Below are 22269 nucleotides of genomic sequence, written 5' to 3' on the forward strand. Positions count from 1 at the left end.
CCGCTGCAGGGGGAGAGGGGCGGTCGTACGGCACGGGGGAGCTGCCGCCGTTGCTGGTCGCCTCCGACATCGACGGCACCCTGCTCGATTCACGGGATCGCGTGTCGCCGCGCCTGAAGCGGGCCATCGGCCGCATGATCCGCCGCGGCGTGCCGCTGACGCTGGCCACCGGGCGACCGGCCCGTTGGCTGCAGCCCGTGCTGGAACAACTGCCGGTGCGGCCCGTGTGCGTCTGCGGCAACGGGGCGGTGCTGTACGACTCCGGGCGCGACGTCGTGCTCGCCGACCACAGCCTTGCGCCGGAGGTGCAGGCCGAGGTGGTCGCCATCGCGCGATCCGCGATGGCCGACATCGGGCCCGTCGGCGTCGCCGTCGAACGCGCCGGGCGTTCCGCCCTCGACCCATCGGACGAATTGTTCGTGGTCGGGCCCGCCTACGCCCACGCGTGGGAGTCGACCGAGCATGGCATTTGCGGGGAAACCGAGATGATGTCCGAGCCCGCCACGAAAATGCTGCTCAGCAACCCGGGGATGGCCAGTGCAGAGCTGCATTCCATCATCGCGCCGCATATTCCCGCCGACCTGGCGCACGTCACCTACTCCATGCCCGAGGGGCTCATCGAGGTGTCGGCGCCGGGCGTGACCAAACGCGCCGGGCTGGAGGAACTCGCCGGGCTCGTCGGCGCGGGCGCTTCCGACGTGGTGTGCTTCGGCGACATGCCCAACGACATCGAAATGATCCGTTGGGCCGGCCTGGGCGTCGCCATGGGCAACGCGGTGGCCGAGGTGCAACGGGCCGCCGACGAGGTCACCGCCACAAACGACGACGACGGCGTCGCGCGGGTGCTCGAGCGCTGGTTCTAGTCGCCGGCGTCGAAAAGCACTGAAGCGCCCGCCATGTGGCGGGCGCGGAAGCCGGGTGCGTACGCCATGCGGCGCCCGCGGCCCGGCCGTGGCCTACTTCAGGTCGACCGAGACCTTGCCGGTTGCCGGGTCGAAGGTGATCGTTCCGCCCTGGAACTCGGCCTTCTCGACGCCGTCCTCGATCGTCTGCGTCGACGTCGGGGCGCCCAGGTCTCCGACCTCGAAGCCCTGCTTGGCCCAGGCGTCGGCGATCTCGCCCCACAGCGCCACCGAGCCGGTGGTGTGCGAATCGGTGATGATGCCGTTTTCGAACTTCACGTAGCGAAGCGTGTCGGCGCGGCCCTGCGGATTCGCGACCGTCGCACCGTTCTGGACGCCGGACTGCGCCGGGCCCAGGACATCGCCGAACTGCTCGACGACGCTGGCCCACTCCGCGGCGAGGTCGTTCTTCTCGTCGATTTCCAGGATCTTCTCCACCAGAACCGGAATGTCGTCGATGGACGGGCCCTCCTCGACGGACTTTCCGACGGCCGCGAAAATGGCGTCGGACGTCTCGCCCAGGCCCGGCGTGCCCAGGACACCGAACGCCGCGGCCAGGATGGAGCGGGCGCCCGAAATGACGGTCAGGGCGTCGTCTTCCGACACGGAGCCGGAGTCGTCGGTGCCCGTGCCCGTGCCGCTGCCGCCCGACGAGCCCGAGCCTTCGGTGCCCGTACCGGTGCCGGTGCCGTTTCCGCCGATCGTTCCGTCGTCGGTGGTGCCACCGCCGGTGTTGCCCGCGCCAGTGCCCGTACCGGTGCCGGTGCCGTTTCCGCCGGTGGTGCCGCCGCCAGTGTTGCCGGTGCCCTCGCCCGTGCCGGGTCGGTTGCCCTCGGTCGTTCCGTCGTCGGTGTTGCCGGTGCCGGTGTCCGTACCGGCGATGGTGATGTCGGTGCCGCCGCTGGGCGCCTCGTTGACGATGTTGCCCCTGTTCAGGGACTTGTACTTCTTGTCCGCGATGGAGCGGATGTTGTCCATCTGCGCGTAGCCGGCGTTGCCCGGGCACGTCGTGTTGCCGACGTCGCGGTGGGCGAAGATGTTCGGCAGCTTCACCTGGGTGCCGTACGGGTACTTGGCGTAGTGCGAACCCGCGGAGGTCAGCGTCGTGGTGCCCTTCGGGTCCACGCCGGCGACCTTGTGGCGCCAGCCGAGCATGTTGCCCACGGAGTTGATCATCGCCTGGGTCGGCTGGACGGACGAGTAGTCGCCCAGCATCGAAATGCCCCAGGTGTTCTTGTTGAAGCCGCCCGCATGGGCGCCCTGGACGTTCTTGTCCAGGCCGCCGTAACGGCCCTCGTAGATGTTGCCGTACTTGTCGACCAGCGCGTTGTAGCCCACGTCGCACCAGCCCAGCGTCTGGGCGTGGTAGTGGTACACGCCGCGGACGATGCCGGCGGCCTGCGCCTCGCTGTAGTTGTTCGAGCCGGCGGTGTGGTGGACCGTCGTCGCCTTCATCGAATCGTCGTAGGTTGCGTTGCGGCAGCGGCTGTTCTCGTTCGCGCCCCAGCCCGCGCGGGTGATCACGCGCGGCATGCCGGTCAGGTTCTTCGCGTCGACGATCGGGTCGATGCCGTCGCCCTCCTGGACGTTGCCGTCGATGAAGACCGCCTCGACGTCGTCGAGCGGCACCTCGTCGTTGACGGCTTCGATGTCGCGCCAGGCCGGCAGGTCGTTGACGGTGATGCCGTTGGCGCCGTCGGATGAGCCGGTGGCCGCGTCGGTCGCTGCGGCGCCCCGGTCTTCGGAGCTGCCGGTCACGTCGCCGGTGTCGGCATCGCCGCCGCCGGAGCTGCCCGCGCCGAGGTAGTCCTCGAGACGGCTGCGCTCCTCGTCGGTGAGGTCGGAGGAGCCCTCGATGTCGTCGACGGTCACGCCGGAGCCGGGGCCGAAGACGTTGAGGCCGTGGGTGGAGATCTGCACGGCGGTGGTCGGCTCGACGAAGACGAGCTCGGTGCCGTTGAGACCGTTGCCCTGGCCCTCGGCGGGGTAGTGCGGTTCGGCGCTGTACCACTCCGACCACGTGCCGTCGGGACGCAGTGCGCGGAAGTAGCTGGCCACGTCCGCCGAGCCGGTCCAGGTCAGCGCGAACATGGAGAATTCCTCGTCGCGGCGCAGTTCCTTGACGACGCCGCGGTTGGGGTGCAGCTCGTCGGCGACGGACTGGGTGGCGATGGCCGCGTCTTCCACGAGCACGGACGAGCCCGTGGACAGGGCGACCTTGTCGACGAGGACGTCGACCGGCCCGCGGCCGTTGTCCTCGATGAGTTCGATGGCCGCGGTGCCGCCGAGGGCGACCAGCGGCGCGGCGATGAGCGCGGACACGACGCTGAAGATCAGCGGCTTCCGCGCACCTGAGTGGGCGCTGATTCGTCGTCGGTTCAACAAGGTGTGACTCCAGAGTTCGGGTGCAGATGTTCCGCCGGGCCCGTTGCGATGGCCGGTTGCCGCAGGTCATGAGGATTTCGGGCATGCGCAACCTGTGACGGATGTGCAATCAGTTGCAAATGTTACCAATGTTACGGATGTTGTCCATAGTTGTTGATGCGTCAGGGGGTCGACGTCCGGCGGTCTCGCGCGGCCCGTCACGCCCGGTTCGTACGGCCCGTCGCGCCCGCCGTGGCGCACCGCGCCCCGCCTTGCCCGGCCCGTCGCCGCGATCCCGACCGCCGCACCCGTTAGGCTGACGGCCGTGAACACTGACACCACGTATGACCTGTTCGTCGTCGGCTCGGGCTTCTTCGGGCTGACCGTCGCTGAGCGCATGGCTGAGCAGTTGGGCAAGCGCGTGCTCGTCGTCGAGCGGCGCAACCACATCGGCGGCAACGCCTACTCGGAGGCCGAGCCCGAAACGGGCATCGAGGTGCACAAGTACGGCGCGCACCTGTTCCACACGTCCAACAAGCGCGTGTGGGACTACGTCAACCGCTTCACGGACTTCACCGGCTACCAGCACCGCGTCTTCGCCATGCACGACGGCACGGCCTACCAGTTCCCCATGGGTCTGGGCCTGATCACGCAGTTCTTCGGCAAGTACTACAGCCCCGACGACGCCCGCGCGCTGATCCGGGAGCAGGCCTCGGAAATCGACGCCGACAAGGCCGAGAACATGGAGGAGAAGGCGATCTCGCTGATCGGCCGCCCCCTGTACGAGGCGTTCGTCCGCGACTACACCGCCAAGCAGTGGCAGACCGACCCGAAGAACCTGCCGGCGTCGAACATCACCCGCCTGCCGGTGCGCTACACCTTCAACAACCGGTACTTCAACGACACCTACGAGGGTCTGCCGGTAGAGGGCTACACCGCGTGGCTGGAGAACATGGCCGACCATGAGCTCATCGACGTCGTCACCGACACCGACTGGTTCGACGTCCGCGACGAGCTGCGCGCCGCCAGCCCCGACGCCCCGGTCGTCTACACCGGACCGCTGGACCGCTACTTCGACTACTCCGAGGGCCACCTGGGCTGGCGCACCCTCGACTTCGAGACGGAGGTCCTGCCCACCGGCGACTTCCAGGGCACCCCGGTGATGAATTACAACGACGCGGACGTGCCGTACACCCGCATCCATGAGTTCCGCCACTTCCACCCGGAGCGCGACTCGTACCCGTCGGACAAGACGGTGATCATGAAGGAGTACTCCCGTTTCGCCGAGGGCGACGACGAGCCGTACTACCCCATCAACACCCCGGACGACCGCGAGATGCTGGGCAAGTACCGCGAGCGCGCCGCCGCCGAAGCCCGCGACAACAAGGTGCTCTTCGGTGGCCGCCTGGGCACCTACCAGTACCTGGACATGCACATGGCCATCGCGTCGGCGCTGACGATGGTGGACAACAAGCTGGTCCCGTACTTCACCGAGGGCGTGGCGCTCGAGCAGGAGCGCGGCCACTAGGCCTGGTTTCCCCGCGCTCGGCGTGCCTGCGGGCACGGGGCTTCGGCCCCGGCTCGTGCCGAACGAAAAGGAGCTTTACGACGTCCCGGCCTCCACGCCGAGCCGTCGTAAAGCTCCTTCATCGTCTCCCGTCGGCTACGCCAGGGCGACGTTGACGGCACGGGTGATGCCGTCGCGGGTGACGCTGCCGCCCTGGAAATCGGCGCGGTCGGCGCCCCAGTTCGGGGCCTGCGTGGTCGTCGGCGCGCCGAGACGGCCGATCTCGAAGCCCTGCTTCGCCCACGCCTCGGCGATCTCCTCCCAGATCGCGTGGACGCCGGTGGCGTTGGAGGCGACGATGATGCCGCGCTCGAACTTCACGTAGCGCACCGGGTCGGCGACGCCGGTGTCGTTCGGCACCGTCGCGCCCTGCTGCACGCCCGTCAGCGGCTGGCCGAGGACGTCGCCGTACTCGTCGGTGACCGCCCGCCACTCCACGGCGAACTCGTCGTCGCCGTCGATCGTCGTCGTCGGCTCGACCTGCACGGGGATGTCCGCCAGCGCCGGGCCCTGATCGGCGTTGCGGCCGACCGCGCCGAGCACCGACTCGGCGTCGTTGCCCAGGCCGGGCGCGCCGGCCAGGCCCAGCGACGCCGCGAGGATGCTGCGGCCGCCGGAGAAGGTGTCCACCTGCTCGCCCTCGGCCATCGCCTGCAGGGCCGGAATGGCCGCGGCGGCCTCAGGCGGCAGGTCCAGACCGTCGATGAGCGATCCGAGGCTGGAGTTGTCGCCGCCGATGGTGTCGCCGCCGTTGGGCAGGTCGGCGCGGATGTCGGTGGCCCCCTCGGGGCGCTCGTTGGCGATGACGCCGCCCGACAGGCCGTCGAACTTCGCCTGCGCGATCTGGCGGATGCGGTCCATCTGCGCGTAGCCGGAGTTGCCCGGGCAGGTGGTGTAGGCGACCTCGCGGTGGGCGAAGATGTTGTTCAGCGTCACCTGCTGGCCCCGCGACCAGTTGGAGGTCGAGTGGCCGCCGGCGGTGAAGGTGGTCTTGCCGATCGGCTTGACGCCGCCGACCTTCATGCGCCAGCCGATCATGGTGCCGACGGAGTTGATCATGGCGGTGGTCGGATGGACGGTGGAGTAGTCGCCCATCATCGAGATGCCGAACGTGCCGGAGTTGAAGCCGCCGGCGTGGGCGCCCTGCACGTTCTTGGTCAGCCCGCCGTAGCGGCCCTCGTAGATGTTGCCGTACTTGTCGACCAGCGCGTTGTAGCCGATGTCGGTCCAGCCGCGGGTGACGGTGTGGTACTTGTGAATGCCCCGCACGATGCCGGGGGCCTCGGCCTGCGAGTAGTTGTTCGCGCCGGCGGTGTGGTGGACGCAGGTTCCGCGGAATTCGTCGTCGTAGACGACGGAGGGGCGCTTGGAGTCGTCGGCGCCCCAGCCGGCGCGGGTGATCACGCGCGGCATGCCGGTGACGTCGGAGTCGTCGGCGATGGGGTCGATGCCGTCGGGGGTGACGCCGCCGTCGATGAACACGCCCTGCACGTCGTGCAGTGCAACGGGGCCGAGAAGGTCGGCCAGGCCGGTGAAGTCGCCGGCGCCGGCGCGCTTGACGACGTCGATGAGGTCGTCGAGGTTCTCCCCGAACACGTTGAGCCCGATGGTGGACACCTGTACGGCGGTGGTGCGGCCGACGTACACCGGTTCGGTGCCCAGCAGGCCGTTGCCCTCGTTGCCGGGGGCGTTCTGCGCGTCGGCGGCGTACCACTCGGACCAGGTGCCGTCCGGACGTTCGGCGCGGAAGAAGGCGGTCACCTCGGGGGCGTCGCGCCAGGTCAGGGCGAACATGGAGAATTCGCGGTCGTGGCGCAGTTCCTTGACCAGGCCACGGTTGGGGTGCAGGGCCTCGATCAGGCCCCGGGTGGCCAGGGCGGCGTCGTCGACGACGACGGCGGCGGCGTCGGACAGTGCTTGGGTGGCCAGGTGCACGTCGACGGGGCCGGGGGCCGGGGTCTCCAGCAGGCGCAGGCCGGAGCCCGCGACGTCGGAATTCGCGATGGCCACGGTGGACGCGGCGGCGGTGGTCGCCGCCAGTCCCGCCAGGAAGGGGCGACGGCCGATCGCGGTGGAATTGATGCGACTACGAGTCGGCAAGAGAGCACTCCAAACTGAGAAAAATGAGACGAAACGGCATTGGTGGGGCGAATGTTACTCGTGTGGCTGTTGATTGTCAGCTCGCCGCGTCACGTTTCCGTGAAAGGTTTCGTCGATCGATTGCGGCTGTCCGTGAAAGGCGCGGTGAAACGCCGTTTCTCGTCTCCCGGCCGGCCCGGGGGTGTCCGGCGGCGGGTGGTGCGGCGGAGGGGCGAGCCAGGCCCCCGATGTGGACATGACCGCCATCACCGCGCCCCGCGGCCCGTCAATGCCGACGGCCACCGGCGCCGCCGTTACTATTCGGGGTAAGTGACCGACCAGTTACGAGTCGACCCGAAAGCCGTGATGCCCCCCATGAGCACAGACGTCCAGACCGGAAGCCTCGCCGTCGAAAGACTGCAGCGGATTCTGCTTCCCAAGCCGGGCGAGCCGCGTGATGTGCGGTCCCTGTACCTCGTCGAACCGGAAACGAACGCCGCCCGCGTCGTCGCGGCGTCGCGGACCGAAGCCTCCGTCACCGCCGGCGACGAAGTCAGCTTCGAGACCTACTTCAACGCCTTCCCCGCCAGCTATTGGCGCCGCTGGACGTCGTTGCAGGAGGTCATCCTGCGCATCGAACTGTCGGGCGTCGCCCGCGTCGACGTGTACCGCTCCAAGATCGACGGCAGCCGCATCGCCGTGACCGGCCGACTCGCCGGCGACCCCGCGAACCCGGGGGAGCGGTCGATCGTGGAAATCCCCGTCTCCCTCGCCCCCTTCGAGGACGGCGGCTGGATCTGGTTCGACCTGACCTGCGAAACCGACGTCACGGTGCACTCCGCCGCGTGGTGGTCGCCCATCGCCGCGCCGGACCAGACTTACCCCGACGGATCCGCGCACCCGGCGCCCGAAGCCCGCGTGACCGTGGGCATCCCCACCTTCAACCGCCCCGAAGACGCCGTCGCCGCACTGGAGGCGCTGTCCTCCGACCCCGAGGTCGACGGCATCATCGACGCGGTGCTCATGCCCGACCAGGGCACCCGCCACCCCGCCGACGAGCCCGGCTTTCCGGCCGTCGCCCGGCACTTCGGTGACCGCCTGCGCATGTTCCCGCAGGGCAACCTGGGCGGCTCGGGCGGCTACTCGCGCATCATGTACGAGGCCCTCGGCGGCCCCGACTCCGATCCGGAGCGCGCCACCGACAGCCCGTTCATCCTTTACATGGACGACGACATCGCCATCGAGCCCGATTCGATCCTGCGCGCCGTCGCCGTCGGGCGCTTCGCCAAGTCCCCGATGCTCGTCGGCGGGCAGATGCTCAACCTGCAGGAACGCAGTCACCTGCATTCCATGGGCGAAATCGTCGGCCGCCACGACTTCATGTGGACCTCGGCCCCGCACGTCCACTACGACCACGACTTCCACGCCCATCCGCTGCGCGACCGCGGCGAGCACGGCGTCAACGCCACCGGCGAGACCATCGACTCCAAGGACCTGCATCGCCGCATCGACGTCGATTACAACGGCTGGTGGATGTGCCTGATCCCGCGCGTCGTCGCGCAGGAGATCGGCCAGCCGCTGCCCCTGTTCATCAAGTGGGACGACGCCGAGTACGGCCTGCGCGCGGGCAGGCACGGCTACCCGACCGCCACCTGGCCCGGCATCGCCATCTGGCACATGGCCTGGTCCGACAAGGACGACGCCATCGACTGGCAGGCCTACTTCCACCTGCGCAACCGACTCATCGTCGCCGCGCTCGAACACGACGGGTCGGTCGACGGCATCGTGCGGTCGATGCAGAAGGCCACCGCCAAGCATCTGCTGTGCCTCGAGTACTCCACCGTCGCCATCCAGAACGAGGCGATGAAGGACTTCCTCGCCGGCCCCGAGCGGCTGTTCGACATCTTGGAGACCTCCCTGCCGCGGATCAACGCCCTGCGCAAGGACTTCCCCGACGCCCGGGTGCTGCCCACCGCCGGCGACCTGCCCCGGCCCAGCGGCATCCCGGGAGTGCCGGTCAAGGACATCGGCGGCCGCCTCGCTCCGCTGAAAAAGTCCGTGTGGCTTGCCAAGGGTCTGCTGCACAGCCTGCGCCCGCACGATCCGGTGCACCACGAGACCCCGCAGGCGAATCTGTCGCCCCTCGAGGCGCGCTGGTTCTCCCTCTCCCGCGTCGACGGCGCGACCGTGACCACGGCCGACGGCCGCGGCGTGGTGTTCCGCCAGCGCGACCGGGACAAGGCGAAGAAGCTGCTCGGTGAATCGCGTGCGCTGCAGAAGCAGGTCGCCGAGCGCTTCGACGAGATGCGCCGCCGCTACCGTGACGCGCACCCCGAGTTGACCAGCCGCGAGAGGTGGGCCGATGTCTTCGAACAGCAGTAGCGTCCGCCATCCGGGTGCGCACCGGGGTAACGGTGCCGTCAGGACGGCCGATGCAGTGGGCGTGGACGCAGACGACACCGTGATCATCCCGCCCGTCACCGGTGAAGTGGCTTTGTTGAAGTCCATCCAGGACACCATCACCGACGTGCCCGGCGTGCTGCCGGCGGCGAAAGCCATGAGCTTCTTCGGCGAGCACGCCGCCGGCTGGATGGGGCTGGCCGCCCTCGGCGCGGCCGTCGACGCCGAGCGTCGCCGGGGCTGGGCCGTCGTGGGCGTCTCCGCGTTCACGTCGCACGCCGCGTCGGTGGTCATCAAGCGCATCGTGCGCCGCAAGCGGCCCCACCACCCGGGCGTCCGGGTCGGCGTGGGAACCCCGTCGAAGCTGAGCTTCCCGTCGTCCCACGCCACCTCGACCACCGCCGCACTCGTCGCAATGTCGCGCATGGGCTTCGGCCCCGCGCCACTGGCGGGGGTGCCCGCGATCATGCTGTCGCGGCTGGTGCTCGGAGTGCACTATCCGACGGACGTTCTCGCCGGGGCGGCCCTCGGCTGGACGACGGCGACAATCACGGACAAAATCCTCGGGGACCCCGGCGACGGGGACCGGGCGGCGACCGCCGCAGACGGAAGGACAGCCAAGTGACCGACGACCGCGTGAACAATCCCGATCCGGCGGCGGCCGACGCCGAACGGGCCGCCGGCGGTGCCGTGCGCGATGACCGCCGCGACGGCCTGAATCTGGGTTCCGAGCCGCACACCTACGGCATCGACGAGCCCTCGCACCCGCAGGGCCAACCGCCGAAGAACCTGCTCGACGGCATGTACAAGGCGCTGCGCCCCAAGCAGTGGGTGAAGAACGTCCTGGTCATCGCCGCACCCGCCGCAGCCGGCGCCGAGGCGCTGACCGACACCCGCACGCTCATCGACGTGCTCATCGCCTTCGTCGTGTTCTGCCTGGCGGCGTCGTCGATCTACCTGATCAACGACGCCCGCGACGTCGAGGCCGACCGAGCCCACCCGACCAAGCGCTTCCGCCCCATCGCCGCGGGCGTTTTGCCGGTGACCATGGCCTACGTCATGGCGGTGGTCCTCATCGTCGCCGCCGTCGGCCTGTCCTTCACGGCGTCGTCCGGCCCGGGTCTGGCCATCGTGGTCTCCACGTACATCGCGCTGCAGCTGGGCTACTGCTTCGGCTGGAAGCACCAGCCGGTGATCGACATCGCCCTGGTCAGCTCCGGATTCATGCTGCGCGCGATGGCCGGCGGCGTGGCGGCGTCGATCGTACTGTCCCAGTGGTTCCTGCTCGTCGCGGCGTTCGGCTCACTGTTCATGGCCGCCGGCAAGCGCTACGCCGAACTGCTGCTGGCCCAGCGGTCGCAGAAGAAGATCCGCAAGTCCCTCGAGGGCTACACCGCCACGTACCTGCGCTTCGTGTGGACCCTGTCCGCCACCGCCGTCGTGCTGGCGTACTCCCTGTGGGGCTTCGAGATGGGCAACCGCGCCGGCGGCACCGCCGCCGTTTGGTACCAGATCTCCATGGTCCCGTTCACCGTCGCGATCCTGCGCTACGCCGCCGACGTCGACCGCGGCACCGCCGGCAGCCCCGACGAGATCGCCCTGCACGACCGGGCGCTGCAGGCGCTGGCGCTGCTGTGGATCATCTCCATCGGAATCGCTGTGTACGCCGTGCCCATGCTGTAGAGCATCCGACGCCGACGGACATCCGGCGCCGACGGTGGCCGTGACCTTCGTCTCGCAGACGGTGGTCGCGGCCACTTTTTCATGCCGTCGCACCGGTGGTCGGCGATACGCTCCTGTGCTCGTCGTCAAGCATGAACACGGGAAACGTTGCCCCGCGAACCAATCCGGGACACCCGCCGGGGGGACGCGGCATGAAAGACCCCTGATAACGGTTTGAGAAATGGTCGCGGAACGGTAACGTTATCGGCCACGTGCCCGATGAACCCATCGGAAAGTGCGCCCCACCCCGAATTTCCCGGTATCCCCGCAGGCTCGACCCGACGCGGACCACCGGATTGCTTCGCGGTGCGGCGGGCAGACTGAAACGTCAACGAGGAGAAACATGAGCTTCACCGCAATTGCTCGTGGGTGGAAGGCCAAGATCGTCGCCGCGATGGTCGCCGTGGCCACCATCTTCGGCATGATGCAGTTCGCCGCCCCGGAAGAGGCCAACGCCCACCGCGGATGGCTGCGCCCCGGCTGCGAATGGGACACCTACAAATACTGGGTGCAGTACTGCAGGGTGTACTCCGAAGCCATGGGCAAGGACATCACCGTCCACGTCCGCCCGGGCATCCACCCCAACAGCCCCGGCCTGTACCTCCTCGACGGCCTGCGCGCCCGCGACGACTGGTCCGAGTACGTCTGGACCGCCAACGCGCCGCGCCTGTTCGAACACGACAACCTCACCCTGGCCATCCCGGTCGGCGGCGAAGCGTCGTTCTACACCGACTGGAACCGCCCGGCCGTCAACTCCAAGGGCGAGATCCGCAACTACAAGTGGGAGACCTTCCTGACCCAGGAACTGCCGGTCTACCTCGAGCAGCACTTCCAGACCCGCCGCGACAACAACGCCGTCGCCGGTCTGTCCATGGGCGGTTCCGCCGCGATGTCGCTGGCGTACAACCACCGCGACCAGTTCAAGCAGGTGTCCGTCTTCTCCGGCTACTTCCAGGTCTCCAACCCGGTGATGTCCACGGCCATCGCCGGCTCGCAGATCGACCAGGGTTACGAGCCGACCGCGATGTGGGGCCCTCCGGGCGTCCCGACCCCGGGCCACGTCCGCAACGATCCGTCCATGAACCTGCACAAGATGCGCGGTCTGCCGATGTTCATCGCCTCGGCCAACGGGTACCCGTCGCACTGGAGCTCGCCGGAAGCGCTTCTGGGGGCACCGTCCGAACTGCCGCAGATCGGCATGGGCATCGCCCTGGAGGGGCTGTCCCGCGCCTCGACCGTGGCGTTCGAGGGGGAGGCCCGCGCCTTCGGCCTGGATCCGATCATGCACTACAGCCCGGATGGCATCCACGCCTGGTCGCTGTGGGAGCAGGACCTGGCCAAGGCCCGCCCGCACATCAAGGCGGCCCTGGGGGTTTAGTCTCCCGCCGGCAGTCGTCGCGCCGCTCCTCGTGTGCGACAGCGGGCCGGGAGAGAAGAGCGCATCGAAGCCCGCTCCGACCATGTGTCGGGGCGGGTTTTCGCGTGTCCGGGGGTGCGTGACGACGTCCGTCGAACGTGCTGCCCGTCGGGAGGCCACGAGTGTGCGGCATGGGGGCTGCCGTGCACACTCGTCGAATGTGCTGCCTGTCGGGGGCGGCGCCTGACGGCCACGTGGAGTTTTGCCGCCCCAAACCCTAAAGTTGAACTTAAGCCTGAGCTTTAGGGCGCGTCGCGCAGGAATGCGACCCGCGCCCGGGTAAGAATCAAGGTCGAAGCGGAGGCCGCGACGCGACCGCCCGCCGGGAGAGGGGAACTCCCGGACGGCGAACGCCGAACGGCCGCCACGGCGACGCGCGGTGACGGCCGCGCACGGCACCCGCCCGACGCGCGCACCCGCGCACCAACGGCGGACACGACCTCAGACGACACGTTTACTTGTAAGGGGAAGCCCTCATCATGCGAGATACCGCACACTCCCCCCGGGGCCGCTGGACCCGGGTGCTCGCCGCCCTCACGGCGATCCCGCTGGCCATGACGCTCACCGGAGCGCCGGCCACGGCGTCCCCCGCGGAGCCCGCGGCCGACGACACCGGCACCTCCGCCCCCGCGACGAGCACGTCGACGCCCGCCGACGACACCGCACCCGCCGACCCCGCCGCCGGGGAAGAAGACGCGACGTCGTCAAGCACCGCCGACGACGAGACCGCCCAGCCGCTGCAGTCCTCCCTGTGGACCCCCGTGCCCGGAGCCAACGGCCAGCCGTCGCCCATCCGCGAAACCGAACAGAACCTGCCGAACCTGCCCGGCGACGTCTCGGTGGAAAAGGTGCAGTGGCTCACCGAACGCCGCGTCATGCTGCACATCAACTCCGCCGCCATGCCCGGCGAACCCGTCAAGGTCGACCTGCTGCTGCCCCGCGACTGGAACCGCGACCCCGACCGCACCTTCCCGACCATCTGGCACCTCGACGGCATGCGCGCCCGCGACGACTGGAACGGCTGGACCCTCGAAACCAACATCGAGCGCTACTACGCCGACAAGAACGTCATCGTGGCCATGCCCATCGGCGGCGAATCGTCCTTCTACACCGACTGGAACGAGCCCGACAACGGCAAGAACTACCAGTGGGAAACCTTCCTGATCGACGAACTCGTCCCCGTCCTGCGCGAAGGCTGGCGCGCCAACGACGACCGCGCCGTCGTCGGCCTGTCCATGGGCGGCACCGCCGCGTTCAACCTCGCCTCCCACCACCCCGAGCTGTTCCGCTTCGCCGGCAGCTTCTCCGGCTACCTGGACACCGCCTCGCGAGGCATGCCCGCCGCCATCGGCCAGGCCATGCGCGAAGCCGGCGGCTACGACGCCACCAAGATGTGGGGGCCGGTCGACTCGCCGCGCTGGAAGGAAAACGACCCGAAGTCCAACGTCGACAAGCTCAAGGGCATCTCGCTCTACGCCTCCGCCGGCAGCGGCAACACCGGCGAATGGGACGAACCGTCCGCGGAGTTCCCCGGCCTGCCCGCCAACACCGCCGGCTTCGGCCTGGAAGTCATCTCCCGCATGACCACCGAGACGTTCGCCCAGCGCGCCCGCGCCGCCAACGTCCCCGTCACGCTGAAGATCCGCGACTCCGGCACCCACTCCTGGCCGTACTGGCAGTTCGAGATGAACCAGGCCTGGCCGCAGCTCGCCGACGCCCTGCAGCTTTCCGACGACGACCGCGGCGCCAACTGCGTCATCGGCGGAGACATCGCCGAGCGCATCAAGGGCTTCGACAACCTGGGCACCTGCCTGTCGCCCGAATACGAAACCGCCGACGGGGGCCGCGCGCAGGACCTGACCAACGGTCGCGCCTACTGGCACCCGCGCACCGGTGCCCAGTTCGTGTGGGGCCGAATCGGCGCCCGCTACCACGAGGTCGGTGGACCGTCGTCGCCGCTGGGCTACCCCACGACCAGCGAAATGTCCACGCCCGACGGCGACGGCCGCTTCGTCCACTTCGAGCACGGCTCCATCTACTGGACCCAGGAAACCGGCGCGCACCTGGTCATGGGCGACTTCATGAACCTCTGGGGCGACGAAGGCTGGGAGAAGGGCCGCCTCGGCTACCCGACGTCCGACCGCCGCGACATCCCCGGCGGCGTCGTCCAGGACTTCCAGGGCGGGCAGATCGTCAAGTCGGCCAACGGCGCACCGCAGATCGTGCTCGGCGCTATCGGCGCCGCCTACCGCGCCGGCGGCGGCCCCGAGGGCGCGATGGGCTTCCCCGTGAGCGGCGAAATGGATCTGGGCGACGGCAAGTTCCAGCGCTTCGAACACGGCGCCATCTACTGGTCCCCGGAATCCGGTGCGCACGGCGTCCCCGCCGGCGACATCTCCGACCATTGGGGCTCCACCGGCTGGGAGAACGGTCCGTTCGGCTACCCGGTCGGCCCGCAGAAGCAAATCCCGGCCGGCGGCCTGGAGCAGGAGTTCCAGGGCGGCTGGATCCGGCAGATCAACGGCAACATCGAGGAGGCTGCGCGATGAGCGCCGTCACGCCCCGCAAGACCGGCGCGCCGCGCGGCACCGGTAAGCCGGGCCGGGCGCGCGCGGCGGTGCTCGCCCTCATCGGCGCCGGTGCCCTGACCCTCGCGGCGTGCGGCGGTTCGACCGTCGAATCGTCCGAGGTCACCGACACCACCTCCGCCGACGCCACGACGTCGGAGACCAGCTCCGCGTCCAGCTCGGCGACGAGCACCTCCGAATCGTCGACGACCACGACCCGCGCGAGGGGCGAGCGCGAGATCACCGAGCCCGGCGCCACCCGCGCCAGCTCCGCCCCCGACGGCCGCATGCCGCTGTCCCGCGACGACGAGGACTTCCTCGACGCGCTCATCGACGACGGCATCGACGTCGAGGGCACGGAGGACCAGCTCATCGCAGCCGGCCACGTCCACTGCAGCGCCCAATCCGAGACCGGCGGCGACGCCGACGCGGCGGTCGTCGAGGCCGTCGCCGGCCAGATCGTGGCGCAGGACCGCACCGACGACGACGAAGCCGCCGTGGCGGAGTCGATTGCGAAAGCGGCTGAATCGGCGTATTGCTAACGGGCATGCGCAAAACGCTCACCCTGCTCGCCGTCATCGTCCTCGTCGTCGCCATCGTCGCCGGCGTGGGGCAGTGGCTGCGTCAGTCGCAGGTGGGCGAGCCCGGCATGCCGGACCCGTCCCCGCAGGCCCAACAGCCCGAGTGGTGCCCGGCGGTGGAGGTCGTCGCCGCGCCCGGCACGTGGGAATCGCGGGCCGACGACGACCCGATCCACCCGACGGCGAACCCGAATTCGCTGATCCTCAAGGCCTCGGCGCCGTTGCAGGAGTCGTACTCGCCCGACGACGTGAAGGTGTGGACCGTGCCGTACACCGCCCAGTTCCGGAACGTCCAGGCCCAGCATGAGATGAGTTACGACGATTCGCAGGCCGAGGGGCGCGCCCGCATCCACGAGGAGATGGCCGCCACCCACGCCGACTGTCCGCTGACCGATTTCGTGCTCATGGGCTTTTCCCAGGGCGCGGTGATCATGGGGGACATGGCGGCGCTGATCGGCAACGGCAATGGTCCGGTTCCGGCCGAGCGGGTGTTGGGGGTCGCCTTGCTTGCCGACGGCCGTCGTGAAGCAGGAAAGGGCGTCGTCCCCGGAAACCCCGTGGCGGGCGTCGGTGCGGAGGTCGCGCTCGCGCCGGTGAATCTGCTGGTGCAGCCGATCGTGCCGGGTGCGACGATGCGCGGCGGGCGAGAGGGCTTCGGCGAGCTCAACGACCGGGTGCAGGACATTTGCGCGCCCGGCGACACCGTGTGCGACGCGCCGCCCGGCATCGGCGACGCGGTGGCGCGGGCGCAGGAGCTCGTCGCCGCCAACGGCGTGCATGCGACGTATGCCGAGAATCCGGACGTCATCCCGGGTACCACCGCCGTCGCGTGGACGGAGAATTGGGCCCGCGGCCTCATCGACGGTGCCCTCGCCGCGAACGGGTAGTCCGCTGGGGCGGTCGGTGCGGGTAAAACTTGATCCGCATTTAGTCGGCGGATTTGTTGCAGATTCGGACGAAACTTTCCCGATTTGACGGCTGAAATGCAACAAATCAGCCGACTCATTGCAGATCAAAACACGTTATGACATTCGCCGAGTGGGGTGTGGCGCATGTGGTGGGCGGGGAGGGGGCGTGACGGGCGTCGGGGCCGTCACCGGGCACCAGGTGGGCGTCGTCAAGCAAGCTTCACTCGCGTACCGTTGAGCCTCAGTAGTCACACCCGCTTACATCCGTAACGTGACTTATGGCACGCCGGACGCCTACGATTTTCATCGGCGAAAGTAAATTGCGCTAGCGTGACCCCCGCCGACGGTCCCGATCGTCGACCGGCGGCGCGCCGCCATCCCGAAAAATAACGGGTCGGTAACGTAAAGACCCTCCGGCCCGACAAACCACCGCAGACGAAGAAACACCAGAGGAGCACCATGGACCTGAGCATGCTGATGGGCCAGTTCATCGACGCCGAAGGCAACTTCGCCTTCCCCGACGACATGTCCGTGCCGAACCTGTCCGAAATGATGTGGCAGATCAACACGATGAAGGGCGAACTCGACCTTCAGCAGGTCACCTTCCATGACTACTCCAACTCCCGCGACGGCGAGCTGGTCACCTACACGCGCGCCGAGGTCAACCGCCGCATCAAGGCCGTCGCCGCCCGCCTCCAGCAGGTCGGCGAACCCGGCGACCGCGTCGCGCTGCTCATGGGCAACAGCCCCGAGTACCTCTTCGGCTTCCTCGCCGCCCAGTACGCCGCCCAGGTGGCCGTGCCGCTGTACGACCCCACCGAGCCCGGCCACGGCGACCATCTCGTCGCGGTCCTCGAAGCCGCCCAGCCGAAGGTCGTGCTGACCAACAAGCGCTCGGCCGCCGCGGTTCGCTCCATCTTCGCCGACAAGCCGGCCGCCGAGCGCCCCCGCGTGCTCACGGTCGACGCGCTGCCGGATTCGCTGGCCGACAACTACGTCTCGCCGGCCGAGGACGCCAAGTACGCGCCGCAGCTGGAGAAGGACGCCGTGCTGCTGTTCACCTCGGGCTCGTCGCGCACCCCGGAGGGCGTCCGCATCGCCGGACGGTCGATCCTGTCGAACGTCTTCCAGGTGCTGTCGGCGGCGCACCTGCAGCTGCCGCTGCGCCTGGTTACGTGGCTGCCGCTGCACCACAACATGGGCATCGTGCTCGGCGCGTTCGTCACGGCGTTGGGCCTGCCGTTCGATCTGATGACCCCGCGCGACTTCATCCAGCACCCGAAGCGCTGGATCGACCAGCTGAACAAGCGTGGCGACGACGACGTGAACGTGTACACGGTCGTGCCGAATTTCGCGCTGGAGCTGGCCAACCGTTTCGCGGTGCCGGAGGAGGGCGGGACCCTGGACCTGTCCAACGTCGACGGCCTCATCGTCGGTTCGGAGCCGGTGACGGAGAAGGCGACGCGCGAGTTCCGCGCCAACTTCGAGAAGTTCGGCCTGCCGTCCAACGCCATCCGCCCGGGCTACGGCCTGACCGAGGCGACGCTGCTGGTCGCGGTTCCGCAGGGGCCCGAGCGTCCGCGCGTGACCTGGGTCGACCGTGATTCGCTTAACGACGGCCGCCCGGAGCGCGTCGAGCCGGATACCCCGGATGCGGTGCCGTTGATGTCGAATGGTTCGGTGGCCAAGCCGCAGAACCTCATCGTCGTCGATCCGGAGACGCGCACCGAGCTGCCGGATGGCGTGGTCGGCGAGATGTGGGTCCACGGCGACAACATTCCGCTGGGCTACCTCACCGACCTGGAGCAGTCGGCGAAGGTGTTCGGCAACGAGCTCGCCGCCCGCCGCGACGTCGATTCCCGCGCGGAGGGGGTGGCCGACGACGCCAAGTGGATGGCCACCGGCGACCTGGGCGTCTTCCTCGACGACGAGATCCACATCACCGGCCGCATCAAGGACCTCATCGTCATCGCCGGCCGCAATCACTACCCGCAGGACATCGAGGTCACGGTCACCCAGGCGTCCGACCACGTGCGTCCGGCCGTCGTCGCGGCTTTCTCGGTGGAGGGCGACGACGTCGAGAAGCTGGTGATCGTCGCCGAGCGCGACTTCCGCCGCGAGGAGTCCGGCGACGCCGAGGCGATCGACGCCATCCGCGCCGCCGTGACCAAGGCGCACGGCATTCAGCCGGACGACGTCCGCGTCGTCGGCATCGATGAACTTCCGCGTTCGTCTGCCGGTAAGATCGCGCGACGAGTGGCCCGCGCCGCCTACCTCGCCGGCGGTTTCGACTAACCCGCGAATTATTTGTTAAGGACACAGCCCACGATGGATGACAACAAGGGACGATCCGGCATGACGGTCGCCCAGATGCGCGATTGGTTGCGCGACTGGGTGATCACCACCACCGGTCTGACACCGGAGGAAGTCACGCCGGAACGGCCGATGGAGGAGTTCGGCCTGTCCTCCCGCGACATCGTCATCCTGTCGGGTGAGTTGGAGAGCCTGCTGGACGTGCGGCTCGATGCGACGATCGCCTACGAGTACCCGACGATCGACAAACTCGCGGTGCGGCTGATCGAGGGCGACGTCGACAACCCGGATGATTCGGCGTACGACGCGCTGCAGACGGGCGAGGAGGCCGCGCGGTCGCGCCGGCTTCGCGACGAGAAGCTCACCGACATGGACATCGCCGTGGTCGGCATGGCCGCCCGGTATCCGGGTGCCCGGAACATCGGCGAAATGTGGGATCTGCTGGTCTCGGGCCGCGCCGGCACCGGTGATCTGCCGGAGGGCCGGTGGTCCGAGTTCGACGGTGATGCGGACATCGCCGCGGAGATCGCCGAGTGCGACACCCGCGGCGGGTACCTCGACGACGTCGTGGGCTTCGACAACGAGTTCTTCGGGCTGTCGCCGCTCGAGGTGGAGAACATGGACCCGCAGCAGCGGATCCTGTTGGAGCTGACGTGGGAGGCGTTGGAGAACGCGCATCTGCCGGCGTCGGAGTTGCGCGGCGAGGCCGTGGGCGTGTTCATGGGTGCGACGACGAACGACTACGCCATGCTCATGGCGGCCGATCCGTCGGCGGCGCACCCGTACGCGATGACCGGCACGTCGCCGTCGATTCTGTCCAACCGAATTTCCTACGCGTTCGACTTCCGCGGGCCATCGATCACCATGGATACGGCGTGCTCGTCGTCGTTGGTGTCCATCCATCAGGCGGTGCGGGCGTTGCGCGATGGCGATGCCGATGCGGCGGTGGCCGGTGGCGTGAACCTGCTGGTGTCGCCGCATGCGACGTTGTCGTTTGGCCGGTTGGGGGTGTTCTCGAAGACGGGTGCGATCCACGCGTTTTCCGACGACGCCAGCGGCATGATCCGCGCCGAGGGCGCCGGCGTCGTGGTGCTCAAGCGACTGGAGGACGCCGAGGCCGACGGCGACGACGTCCTGGCCGTGATCAAGGGCACCGCCGTCACCTCCGACGGCCGTTCCAACGGGCTGACCGCGCCGAACCCGGATGCGCAGGTCGACGTGCTGCGCCGCGCCTACGCCGATGCCGGCATCCGTCCGCAGGACGCCGATTACATCGAGGCCCACGGCACCGGCACCATCCTCGGCGACCCGATCGAGGCCTCTGCGCTGGGCACGGTGCTCGGCCGCGGCCGTGACGCCGCCAATCCGACGCTGCTGGGCAGCGCGAAGACGAACTTCGGCCACACCGAGGCCGCCGCGGGCGTCGCCGGCGTGATCAAGGTCGTGCTGGCCATGCGCAACGACGTCCTGCCGCCGTCGCTGCATTACGCGGGCCCCAACCCGTACATCGATTTCGAGGGCGGCCGCCTGGAGGTCGTGGAGGATCCCCGCGAGTGGCCCGAGTACTCCGGCCGCAAGGTCGCCGGCGTCTCCGGGTTCGGTTTCGGCGGCACCAACGCCCACATCGTGCTGACGTCCCCGCCGGCGGCGCCGCCGCAGGAGGAGGCGACCGCGCCGATCGACGCCGCGGCCGCCCGCGAGGCCGGGATGCCCGCGTTGCTGCCGGTGTCGGGGCTGCTGCCGTCGCGCCGCCGGATGGCCGCCGAGGACCTCGCATCCTGGTTGGAGGCCAACCCGAAGGTGGATCTGGGCGACGTCGCGCGAACTCTGGCGTCGCGGTCGCGGGGTAGGTCCAAGGCCGTCGTGCCCGCCACCGACGTCGCCTCGGCGATCGAGGGCATGCGCCGCGTCGCCGAGGGCAAGTCGGGTCCGGGCATCGTCTCGGCCGACGCTCCGCTGGCGCAGGGGCCGGTGTGGATCTTCTCGGGCTTCGGCTCGCAGCACCGCCTGATGGGCAAGGAGCTGCTGGCCCTGTCGCCGGTGTTCGCCGAGACCATGGCCAAGTGCGACGAGATCATCGTCGATTCGGTCGGTTGGTCCCTGCTGGAGCTCATCGCCGACGACGAGCGCACCTACGACCTCGAGGCCGCGCAGATCGGCATCACCGCCATTCAGGTCGCCCAGACCGACATGATGCGCGCGCTGGGCGCAGAGCCCGCTGCCGTCGTGGGGATGTCCATGGGCGAGATCGCCGCGGCCTACGCCGCCGGCGGCCTGACCCTGGAGGAGACGATGCGCATCGCGTGCGCCCGCTCCCATCTGATGGGCGAGGGCGAGTCGATGCTCGCGGAGGACGAGCAGGGCGGCATGGCGATGGTCGAGCTGTCCGTCGACGAGCTCGACGAGCTGCTGGCCGCGCATCCGGAGTTCGCCGGCGTCGAGCCGGCGGTCTACGCCGCGCCGACCATGACCACCGTCGGCGGCCCGAAGCCGGCCATCGCCGCGCTGGTGGAGCACCTCACCGGCGAGGGCAAGATGGCCCGCCCGCTGGCCGTGAAGGGCGCGGGGCACACGTCCGCGCTCGACCCGCTGCTGGGCGAGCTGTGGTCGGAGTGCTCGGACGTCGAGCCGACCCCGCTGTCGGTGCCGTTGTTCAGCTCCGTCGACCGGGGCGTGACGTATCAGCCGGGCGACGTCGTCCACGACGCCGATTACTTCGTGCGCTGCACCCGCCACTCCGTGTGGTTCGCCGATGCGGTGTCCCGCGCTTGCGCGGCCGGTTACAGCACGTTCGTCGAGTTCGCCCCGAACCCGGTGGCGCTCATGCCGACGATGGCCACGGCGTTCGCCGCCGGACTGCCGGATGCGCAGCTGGTGCACCTGGCCAAGCGCAAGGAGCCCGCGGGCGAGTCGCTCGCCGCGGCGTGCGCGACGCTGTACGCCCACGGCCACGACATCGACCTGTCGGCGTTGGCCGGCCCGGGTGCGTACGCGGATCTGCCGGGCATGCGTTGGCGCCACCAGCGTTTCTGGACGTCCGCGCGCCCGATGTCCGGTGGCCGCGGCAAGCTGCCGGGATCGCGCACGACCCTGCCCGGCGGCGATGTCGCCTACGCGGGTGACGCGGCCATCGCGCCGTCGATTCACGCGATCATCGATGCGGCCATCGCCGACGCCGTGCCCGGTGCGACGATCCTGGCCGTCGAGGAGGCCGGCGCGCTGCCGGCGTCCGGTGAGCTGACGACGATCGTCTCTCGCCACCCCGGCGGCGCAGTGATTTCGGTGTACACGGTCGACGGCGACGCCACGGAGCTGCTGGCCAAGGCCGGCGTCGCGTCCGTTCCCGCCGGGTCGGGTGCCGGTGCAGCCACCGGCTCCTCCGCCGATTCCGCCGCAGGCGCCCCGGCCGGCACCGTCGGCGCCGAGTCGACCGCCGCGGGCGCGCCCGC

Annotated in this window: 13 protein-coding genes; 11 read left to right on the forward strand and 2 right to left on the reverse strand. The window is 69.4% G+C overall.

Features of this window, described 5'->3' with window-relative positions; genetic code table 11:
* The first annotated feature begins 41 nt into the window (after window positions 1-41).
* Window positions 42-863, forward strand: a complete 822-nt coding sequence (locus HMPREF3121_RS07835) for a Cof-type HAD-IIB family hydrolase (protein WP_070521919.1) — start codon at window positions 42-44, stop codon at window positions 861-863.
* Window positions 864-956: 93 nt separating this feature from the next.
* Here the strand turns inward: HMPREF3121_RS07835 and HMPREF3121_RS07840 are convergent, their stop codons facing one another.
* A complete protein-coding gene (locus tag HMPREF3121_RS07840) occupies window positions 957-3224 on the reverse strand; it encodes an N-acetylmuramoyl-L-alanine amidase (RefSeq protein ID WP_246816107.1) in 2268 nt (755 codons plus the stop codon).
* A 367-nt stretch (window positions 3225-3591) separates the two neighbouring features.
* On the opposite strand from HMPREF3121_RS07840, the gene glf reads away from it, so the two are divergent.
* A complete protein-coding gene (gene glf, locus HMPREF3121_RS07845; RefSeq protein ID WP_070521885.1) occupies window positions 3592-4794 on the forward strand; it encodes a UDP-galactopyranose mutase in 1203 nt (400 codons plus the stop codon).
* 135 nt (window positions 4795-4929) lie between these two features.
* Here the strand turns inward: glf and HMPREF3121_RS07850 are convergent, their stop codons facing one another.
* A complete protein-coding gene (locus HMPREF3121_RS07850) occupies window positions 4930-6933 on the reverse strand; it encodes an N-acetylmuramoyl-L-alanine amidase (RefSeq protein WP_070521888.1) in 2004 nt (667 codons plus the stop codon).
* A 354-nt stretch (window positions 6934-7287) separates the two neighbouring features.
* On the opposite strand from HMPREF3121_RS07850, the gene HMPREF3121_RS07855 reads away from it, so the two are divergent.
* The 9 genes from HMPREF3121_RS07855 to HMPREF3121_RS07895 all read left to right on the forward strand — a co-directional run.
* Window positions 7288-9294 (forward strand): glycosyltransferase, encoded by a 2007-nt coding sequence (locus tag HMPREF3121_RS07855; protein ID WP_070521890.1) that lies wholly within the window; start codon window positions 7288-7290, stop codon window positions 9292-9294.
* Window positions 9295-9355: 61 nt separating this feature from the next.
* Entirely contained in the window at window positions 9356-9937 is a 582-nt protein-coding gene (locus HMPREF3121_RS07860; protein WP_224370741.1) for a phosphatase PAP2 family protein, read from the forward strand.
* Window positions 9938-10026: 89 nt separating this feature from the next.
* Window positions 10027-10995 (forward strand): decaprenyl-phosphate phosphoribosyltransferase, encoded by a 969-nt coding sequence (locus tag HMPREF3121_RS07865; protein ID WP_070521925.1) that lies wholly within the window; start codon window positions 10027-10029, stop codon window positions 10993-10995.
* A 382-nt stretch (window positions 10996-11377) separates the two neighbouring features.
* The gene (locus HMPREF3121_RS07870) at window positions 11378-12412 is read left to right on the forward strand and encodes an alpha/beta hydrolase (RefSeq protein ID WP_070521893.1); all 1035 of its coding nucleotides are present in this window, start codon (window positions 11378-11380) and stop codon (window positions 12410-12412) included.
* A 518-nt stretch (window positions 12413-12930) separates the two neighbouring features.
* The gene (locus HMPREF3121_RS07875; protein ID WP_070521896.1) at window positions 12931-15000 is read left to right on the forward strand and encodes an alpha/beta hydrolase-fold protein; all 2070 of its coding nucleotides are present in this window, start codon (window positions 12931-12933) and stop codon (window positions 14998-15000) included.
* Window positions 14997-15560, forward strand: a complete 564-nt coding sequence (locus tag HMPREF3121_RS07880; RefSeq protein ID WP_083291482.1) for a DUF732 domain-containing protein — start codon at window positions 14997-14999, stop codon at window positions 15558-15560. The genes HMPREF3121_RS07875 and HMPREF3121_RS07880 overlap by 4 nt, the downstream gene beginning before the upstream one ends.
* A 5-nt stretch (window positions 15561-15565) precedes the next feature.
* A complete protein-coding gene (locus tag HMPREF3121_RS07885) occupies window positions 15566-16486 on the forward strand; it encodes a cutinase family protein (RefSeq protein ID WP_070521899.1) in 921 nt (306 codons plus the stop codon).
* A gap of 480 nt (window positions 16487-16966) precedes the next feature.
* On the forward strand, window positions 16967-18802 hold the full coding sequence (locus HMPREF3121_RS07890) for a FadD32-like long-chain-fatty-acid--AMP ligase (protein WP_070521902.1): 1836 nt from the start codon (window positions 16967-16969) through the stop codon (window positions 18800-18802).
* 33 nt (window positions 18803-18835) lie between these two features.
* Window positions 18836-22269 (forward strand): type I polyketide synthase (locus tag HMPREF3121_RS07895; RefSeq protein WP_070521905.1); only part of this gene is annotated, 3434 nt, incomplete at its 3' end.

Source organism: Corynebacterium sp. HMSC11E11, from assembly GCF_001807025.1.
In the GTDB taxonomy this organism is placed as follows: domain Bacteria; phylum Actinomycetota; class Actinomycetes; order Mycobacteriales; family Mycobacteriaceae; genus Corynebacterium; species Corynebacterium freneyi.